9 protein-coding genes are annotated in these 7,086 nt (G+C 36.0%); all 9 read right to left on the bottom strand.

Features of this window, described 5'->3' with window-relative positions; genetic code table 11:
• Positions 1-13 precede the first annotated feature (13 nt).
• On the bottom strand, positions 14-451 hold the full coding sequence (locus HC229_RS16425; protein WP_191021411.1) for a helix-turn-helix domain-containing protein: 438 nt from the start codon (positions 449-451) through the stop codon (positions 14-16).
• Positions 452-683: 232 nt separating this feature from the next.
• A complete protein-coding gene (locus tag HC229_RS16420) occupies positions 684-1,115 on the bottom strand; it encodes a hypothetical protein (protein WP_191021592.1) in 432 nt (143 codons plus the stop codon).
• A 504-nt stretch (positions 1,116-1,619) separates the two neighbouring features.
• Complete coding sequence (locus HC229_RS16415) at positions 1,620-2,291, bottom strand: hypothetical protein (protein ID WP_191021591.1); 672 nt, start codon at positions 2,289-2,291, stop codon at positions 1,620-1,622.
• 207 nt (positions 2,292-2,498) lie between these two features.
• On the bottom strand, positions 2,499-3,017 hold the full coding sequence (locus HC229_RS16410) for a hypothetical protein (protein ID WP_191021590.1): 519 nt from the start codon (positions 3,015-3,017) through the stop codon (positions 2,499-2,501).
• A gap of 514 nt (positions 3,018-3,531) precedes the next feature.
• Positions 3,532-3,741, bottom strand: coding sequence for a hypothetical protein (locus tag HC229_RS16405; protein ID WP_191019053.1), 210 nt, complete (start codon positions 3,739-3,741; stop codon positions 3,532-3,534).
• Positions 3,742-4,154: 413 nt separating this feature from the next.
• Entirely contained in the window at positions 4,155-4,562 is a 408-nt protein-coding gene (locus HC229_RS16400) for a hypothetical protein (RefSeq protein ID WP_191021589.1), read from the bottom strand.
• 792 nt (positions 4,563-5,354) lie between these two features.
• Positions 5,355-5,888 (bottom strand): hypothetical protein, encoded by a 534-nt coding sequence (locus HC229_RS16395; RefSeq protein WP_191021588.1) that lies wholly within the window; start codon positions 5,886-5,888, stop codon positions 5,355-5,357.
• Positions 5,869-6,075 carry a hypothetical protein gene (locus tag HC229_RS16390; RefSeq protein ID WP_191021587.1) on the bottom strand — a complete coding sequence of 69 codons (207 nt, stop codon included), beginning with the start codon at positions 6,073-6,075 and terminating at the stop codon, positions 5,869-5,871. The genes HC229_RS16395 and HC229_RS16390 overlap by 20 nt, the downstream gene beginning before the upstream one ends.
• Positions 6,076-6,350: 275 nt before the next feature.
• Positions 6,351-6,932 carry a hypothetical protein gene (locus tag HC229_RS16385; RefSeq protein WP_191021586.1) on the bottom strand — a complete coding sequence of 194 codons (582 nt, stop codon included), beginning with the start codon at positions 6,930-6,932 and terminating at the stop codon, positions 6,351-6,353.
• Between the last annotated feature and the right edge of the window lie 154 nt (positions 6,933-7,086).

The following is a 7,086-nucleotide window of genomic DNA, read 5'->3' as shown; positions in this document are numbered from 1 at the left end:
TGCCGATAGGCTGCTATTTTTTGGTAGAAGGCTTGTTTTGATATCCCGAGGCATTCGTAGAGAAGCCTTGTTTTATAAGGTCTTGCTTCTTTTTCTCCACTTCCTTTGCCAATGCCCCGGGTAATGACTTTTTTGCGATATCGATGCCGCTTTCCAGTTCGACTTCCGCGATGATTTCCTGCTGGAAATTCTTTATAAATTCCAGTTCCTCGATACGCTGTTTCAATTTTTTTATCTCGTCTTTGCTCGACATGGCTTTGCTTCTTTGTTCAAAGGAAAGCATTTTTTTCATCCAATAATCAATCGAGCTTCTCGAAACGTTATACGTCTTGGCGGCGTGATTGGCGGAAATCTGACCATTGGAGATTTTGTCAATGATGGACAGTTTAAGATCGTAGGAGATCTTCTGATACTCTTTTTTTGGACAGGGTCCTTTCTTCGGTAAGTTCATAGATTGCTAAAAGTGGTTAATTTTTAGTCAACCTATTTTAGGACGAGAGAACTTTAAAAATGGCAGCTAACGTTAGGCCGATTCGCGCAGTTGCGGCGCTGCGGAGAGAGTACTCTCTGCCGACCTGAAACGAAGATATGAAAAAAGGTGTTTCACGCTAACGAAAACCAGCAATTGCGTGAATTGGCGGTTACCGGCTGGCAGATTTATTTATTATTCCATTTTATTCTTGTTAAGGTAAGCTTCGAATTATTTGTTTGACTTTATAAACTTGGTAAGTTTGATCAAAATTTTTCTCAATCATGTAGTAGTCAAATTTATCGAAATCCATAAGTTTTCCATGTTCCAACGATTCAACCGATCTGCGTAGCTCACTAAAATTATTTGACTTACGAATTTTTTCAAATTCATTATTAGTTATAATTTCTTCTTCAAATGCTTCAATTAGAGTATATGATTGGTCGTTATAAGAAATTCTAAATTCGCAAACTTTATCTTCATCATATTTTATCTTTTTGACGATCGATGCGATAACTCGCTGGGTCTTCTCATTTTTATAGTCACCAAATTCAAAGTAAACATAGAAGTTGCTTTTTTGAGACCAAATATGGTTTGAGCACAATAAGATTAATGTGAATATTGTGAATTTGAGGATTTGTTTCATGAGATATGTTTGTAACTGCTTGCCGGTAACGTGAGGCCGCTAAACGCCGTCGCGGCCTTCCGGAGAGAATTTTCTCTGCTTTGGAATAAAGGTAGCGAAATCAACGATTTTTTCAAGCTTGCCAAAGCAGAAAAAATCTTGTTTTCGCGACTTCTGGAAATTAAAAGTTCTAATTACTCTAAACCAGCGATGGCGGTTAGCGGCGGTTACTTGCAGGCCGAAAACACAAAGATTGGCGTGGCAATTTGCCTGGTACTCTCTGTTACAAGGTTGGTTCTAAAATTGCCACGGCGCCCGATTTGAAAAACGGTCGTTTTTGAAAAAAATAGTGTCAAATCGGGCGCTCGCGCGCAGCGCCGGCTTGCAAGTAACGTTTGGCCTGTAACCGTCAGTTGCGGCCTTTCGGAGAAAGTCCTCTCTGCCGAACGCGAACGAAGTTATGGAAAATAGGTTTACAATGTACCGCGAAACAGCAATTGCGGTTAAAGGCGGTTACCAGAGGTTTTACTCTCGAAACTTATACCTATAATTTTTTTCTAAAATTGTTTGCTGGGAATCTGTCAATTTCATAAAAGAAATAGCCTGACCATATCCGAATTCGCTTTCTCCCAGACATTCTACTATTCTCAATCCTTTAGCCTCAATTTGTTTTCGGCAAATTTCAAATACTTTTTGATCTAACCAGTCGTCTGAAAATTTCGGATTGAAATTTATAATTTCATTATCAAGTTCAAATTCCACTGAAATGGGGCCGGAATCACTGTGCCAACTTTCTTTTATGTTTTTTGGAATGAACTTACCATCAGATATATTTGAAAACATTAAAATGACATCTTTATAAACTTTGTTTTCGGCGCAAACATCAGCTTCCAAGTCTATATAGATCATTTTATGATTGTCCAAACAAGCCAATTCAAATTCATCCAAATTCATTCCTGGGTCGTATGTCTTTTCAAATATCTTAGAATATACAGCTATTCTATTCGAATGCAACTGATCAAATACTTCTTGATCGCTTAGTGTTATCATATCAGCGAAGAAACCACATTTTCTTAAAATGGCAATATTTTTTTCGACCTCTTGTTTCGATACTTTTATTTCTGTGTCCAAAGGTTGAGATTTATTTAAGTTGTTACAGGAAATATAAATGAGTAAAAATAGTAGAAAGTATCTCATAGCAATCGATTTTTCAAAATCTCTGGTAACGTGAGGCCGCTAACCGCGCGTTGCCGCCTTTCGAAGATTGTATTCTCTGCCGAACCGAAAGGTAACAAAACTTATGATTTTTTCTAACTTGATAAAGAAGAATAAATCTAAGTTTTGTGGCTTTTGGAAACAATTTCTTCTGATTAGTCCACATGCGGCAATGGCGGTTAGCGGCGGTTACTGGAAGCCGTTAATTTGTGAGTCAGCAACTAATTTCAACGAATTTAGGTAATCATTGTCAAATTCTAGAATGCGAATTTTATCTAATTTGAAACTTCTTTCTTCTGACCAAATTCCTTTTAAATCTATCCAATCAATAATAATTTCTTTGGAATTAATTTCTTTTAATCTTCCAGGATAAATTGATTTTTCAGATTTCTTGAAGAATTGAAATATTCCAAATTTGGAATTTATATAATTTAAAATAGTTTGAATGTCATCTAATGGAATTTTGTCGTTTTCGTGGGGCTCTAATTTTTTAAGACGCAAGACTTTCTCTGTAAATCTTTCGTCTTCATCACGATAAATTGCCTCGATATTTTTATTTCTAATTATCGTAAAACCATCAATTACAAAATCTACTGGATTACTTTTTAGTAAAATCCAGTCACAAGAGAAATCAATTAAGAATCCAGTTTTTAAAGTTTTGCGATCTGAAAACTCAATTGTAATGAGCTTATTTATATATTCTGTCATTTGATTTTGATGGGCGATTTTTCTACGGTTTCCAGTAACGTGAGGCCGCTAAACGCCGTCGCGGCCTTTCGGAGAGAATTTTCTCTGCTTTGGAATAAAGGTAGCGAAACCAACGATTTTTTCTAGCTTGCCAAAGCAGAAAAAATCTTGTTTTCGCGACTTTTGGAAAAAAGTGGCTCAATTTAACGTAAACCAGCGATGGCGGTTAGCGGCGGTTACTTGCAGGCCGAAAACACAAAGATTGGCGTGGCAATTTACCTGATACTCTCTGTTACGAGGTTGGTTCTAAAATTGCCACGGCGCCCGATTTGAAAAACGGTCGTTTTTGGAAAAAATAGTGTCAAATCGGGCGCTCGCGCGCAGCGCCGGCTTGCAAGTAACGTGAGGCCGCTAAACGCCGTCGCGGCCTTCCGGAGAGAAATTTCTCTGCCGAACGCAAGCGAAGTTATGGAAAAATTTGGTTCTATTTACCGCGAACCAGCGATGGCGATTAGCGGCGGTTGGCAGAAGTGCGCTAACTTCCTAAACCATTTCTTGTGGCAATTGCAACACTTATAAAAAGGCAAATTGCCGAAAAGATCAGTCCTGTAAAAAAGCCAAATAATATTTTATATATTTTTTTTCCACTTATTAAATTCCAGAAAATAGTCACAGCTAAAAATGGAGCGAGAAAGGCTAAATACCAAAAGAACTCACCAACTAAATCTATTATTTCAGCGTTCATTATTTCCGACCGAATTTTTTGCTAAGCTAAATATTTAATTGTTCATCTTTTGATTTCTTTTCGGATAAAACTCGATGAAATGAGAAGTACCTGATTTAATTTTTTTGTTTGTTGGGTTTCACTTTTCCATTAGGAAATAAATCCGTCTCTCAATTTTAAATGAATACTTAAAAGTTGGCGGTTTTTATTATATGAGAACTCTAAGATCACAGCGCCAAGTAAATTAATAGTTTCATCTTAGGTAGTCTTTTGGCGGTCGTTCACGCATTTCTGCCAACGTGAGGCCGCTAAACGCCGTCGCGGCCTTCCGGAGAGAATTTTCTCTGCCGAACGCAGACGAAGTTATGGAAAAATTTGGTTCTATTTACCGCGAACCAGCGATGGCGGTTAGCGGCGGTTATGCGACGGTTAAATTACTTGATGCGCTTTTTTATAAACTTTCCGCTTCCACAATTGATGTGAAGATTTACTCTACAAATAAAATAGTAAACATCTCTTTCGACTTTAGTAATCTCGAAATAGTTTTTTTGTTTTTTTAAAAGTCGTTGAACTTCGGTTAATTCTGAATCATCAGTTTTTTCATTTGTTGCAATTCTGAAACTGCAATTATCAAGTTTGATGAAATCACCCACCTTTTTGATATTGTTTTCCAAGTACAAATACTTGTCATCGTTAATTTCGAAATTTCCAACTGATATTTGATTAGAGTCATAAAACATTTCATAAATACCATTTTCAAGTACTGAGCAATTTTGAGAGTAAATTTCTGAGTTAAAGGCTAAAGTTAAAAGCAAAAGCCAATTGAAAAATAGTAATTTCATTGTTTCTCGTTTTTTATAACTGTCGCATAACGTGAGGCCGCTAACCGATCGTCGCGGCAATCGGAGAGAATATTCTCTGCCGAACGAAAGCGAAGTTATGGAAAAAGTTGGTTCATTAAACCGTGAACCAGCGATGGCGGTTAGCGGCGGTTATGCCTGCGCCGGTTCAAACCTTATTCAATTTTCAACATATTATCCTTGACCAAAAAATTAAAATTTCACACATTTATTTTTTTTAATTTATCTCAGCGGATAGCTCAGATTTTAATTTGGTTTCTTTTTAAAGAATGATCTTTTCTTCTGATTTTTGAGTTAACCTACCTAAATATTTTAAGTTCAGTTTTTCATTATTTCAGCGGCTAGCTCGGAAAATTATAAAACCAATTTTTAAAACTAATTTTAGAACCAAAATTCTTTTCTTCTGATTTTTGAATTGCCTTTCCTGGACATTGATGAAATCAAATAATTTCAAGTTCAATATTTATGCGCAACTTATATTATTCGACAAATTGTAATATTTGCCTTAGCTATTCTAAAAGATTTTTTATTTACAAAACATAAAAAGGTCATGGCTGGATCGGATTCTAAATGGCGTAGGGCATAACGTGAGGCCGCTAAACGCCGTCGCGGCCTTCCGGAGAGGATTTTCTCTGCTTTGGAATAAAGGTAGCGAAATCAACGATTTTTTCTAGCCTGCCAAAGCAGAAAAAATCTTGTTTTCGCGGCTTTTAAAACAGGTGGTTCTGTTACCCGAAACCAGCGATGGCGGTTAGCGGCGGTTGGTGGCAGTTTTTATATCTTGCCCCAGTTGCTTGCCTTAAATTGTTTGTATACTTTTAGAACCGATGAAAATCTAACATCATCTGATTCAAAGTATCGCTTACAATTTTTGTCTTCGACCAAATTTTTAATTTCTTTCGCGTATTCCATTCGAAAGCGATCAGTATCTATTTTACCGTCTAGATAAAGCATACATCCTCTATCGTATTGGTTTACTAATTCTTCCATCATTGAATTAAACACTATCGTAAAATCTAAATCTTGGTTTGGGTGCTGAAGTCTTAACTGTTTAATCTGAATTAACAAATTATTCAGCGCCGATCTAGCAATCCCTATTGAGTTGCGCATTTGTATTTCAATAGCACCTTCTGACAAACGAAGAGCTCTTTCGGCATTTTCTTCTGCAATTTCTATTTTTTTTTCCTGACTTATACCTTGTCTCCAGGTGTAAATAAATGCAGCCGTTGCAACAATAAGTGCTAAAAAATCTACCCAACTGAAATCCGCATAAGTTATTCCATCGATTTTACCTTGGATTAAGCTCATTTATAATTTCATCTATAACATTAAGCAAATCAGAATTATCGCTTTTTGTTTTTTCGTTTCTAAGAATAGCAACAACTTGGTCACGTTCATTTTGAGGAAGTCGCTTTAGTTCAGAAGCAATTAGTCTTGCTTCGGTAGACTTGAACGATGTTGCTCGTAATCGCTGTAAAATTTTATTTATTTCCATAGTATTAAATTGATTTCGTTAAATATACAAAACGCGATTATCCGAATCGTAATTTGTTGATAAGTGTTTCTAAAATTGCCACCAACGTGAGGCCGCTAAACGCCGTCGCGGCCTTCCGGAGAGAATATTCTCTGCTTTGGAATAAAGGTAGCGAAATCAACGATTTTTTCTAGCTTGCCAAAGCGGAAAAAATCTTGTTTTCGCGACTTCTGGAAATTTTAGATTCTAGTCACTCTGAACCAGCGATGGCGGTTAGCGGCGGTTAGCAGTAGTTTTTATTGATTTTTACGACAAATTTTATCGTTTATAAAATCATTTTCGATATCTAATACATTTTTTCTGCGATCGCTCAAATAAGTGATTATTCCTTGAGCTTTTAGTTGATTGAAGAAATAATCCATATGATAAACGTATATTTCACCTTCTTGAGAATCTTTCCTAATATCTCTTGGCGAAATAGAAAAATTGATTTTGTCTTTAAGTTCTTTTGATGGAGCTAGTTTAATTATTTTGGAAGAATATAATTTGGTAGTTTGTAGATAATCTTTTCCTTGTTCAGTTAAAACACCATCCTTAAAAAATACGTTATCATTTGAAGCGAATTTATCCTCGGTATCGTTTAAAAATTTGATATATTTTTTGGTCAGCAAATCGTACTCAACAATATTTAATCTTGAAGATTCAGTTTCTTCTAGACCATTAATTTTGTTTTCGATGATTTCTGAAATTATAGTTGAGTAGTTATTGTTTTCTCCACGTATTACATAATACATTTCGTCTGCTTCAATTAACGATTCGGGCTGTGATGTACACGCCAACAATAGGGCGGATGCGAAAATTGTAATTATGGTTTTCATGTTCAAGTAAGAGCTTGGTGGATTCAAGACCTAATTGCAACAGGTCTTTTGATGTTTAATATTATTGCTAATTTAATCGATGTTTTGAGGCGGCAATCTCTCTTTCCAAAATATATTTCGGTGTTTTATAATTTAGGCATTTCCTTGGCCTGTT

The organism is Flavobacterium selenitireducens, assembly GCF_014748335.1.
In the GTDB taxonomy this organism is placed as follows: Bacteria; Bacteroidota; Bacteroidia; order Flavobacteriales; family Flavobacteriaceae; genus Flavobacterium; species Flavobacterium selenitireducens.
Note: the sequence above shows the minus strand (reverse complement) of the source record. Positions and strands in the feature narration are given on the sequence as shown.

Coding starts and splice junctions, on each gene's coding strand:
- HC229_RS16425 (WP_191021411.1), bottom strand. CDS start 451: ATGAACTTACCGAAGAAAGGACCCTGTCCAAAAAAAGAGTATCAGAAG.
- HC229_RS16420 (WP_191021592.1), bottom strand. CDS start 1,115: ATGAAACAAATCCTCAAATTCACAATATTCACATTAATCTTATTGTGC.
- HC229_RS16415 (WP_191021591.1), bottom strand. CDS start 2,291: ATGAGATACTTTCTACTATTTTTACTCATTTATATTTCCTGTAACAAC.
- HC229_RS16410 (WP_191021590.1), bottom strand. CDS start 3,017: ATGACAGAATATATAAATAAGCTCATTACAATTGAGTTTTCAGATCGC.
- HC229_RS16405 (WP_191019053.1), bottom strand. CDS start 3,741: ATGAACGCTGAAATAATAGATTTAGTTGGTGAGTTCTTTTGGTATTTA.
- HC229_RS16400 (WP_191021589.1), bottom strand. CDS start 4,562: ATGAAATTACTATTTTTCAATTGGCTTTTGCTTTTAACTTTAGCCTTT.
- HC229_RS16395 (WP_191021588.1), bottom strand. CDS start 5,888: ATGAGCTTAATCCAAGGTAAAATCGATGGAATAACTTATGCGGATTTC.
- HC229_RS16390 (WP_191021587.1), bottom strand. CDS start 6,075: ATGGAAATAAATAAAATTTTACAGCGATTACGAGCAACATCGTTCAAG.
- HC229_RS16385 (WP_191021586.1), bottom strand. CDS start 6,932: ATGAAAACCATAATTACAATTTTCGCATCCGCCCTATTGTTGGCGTGT.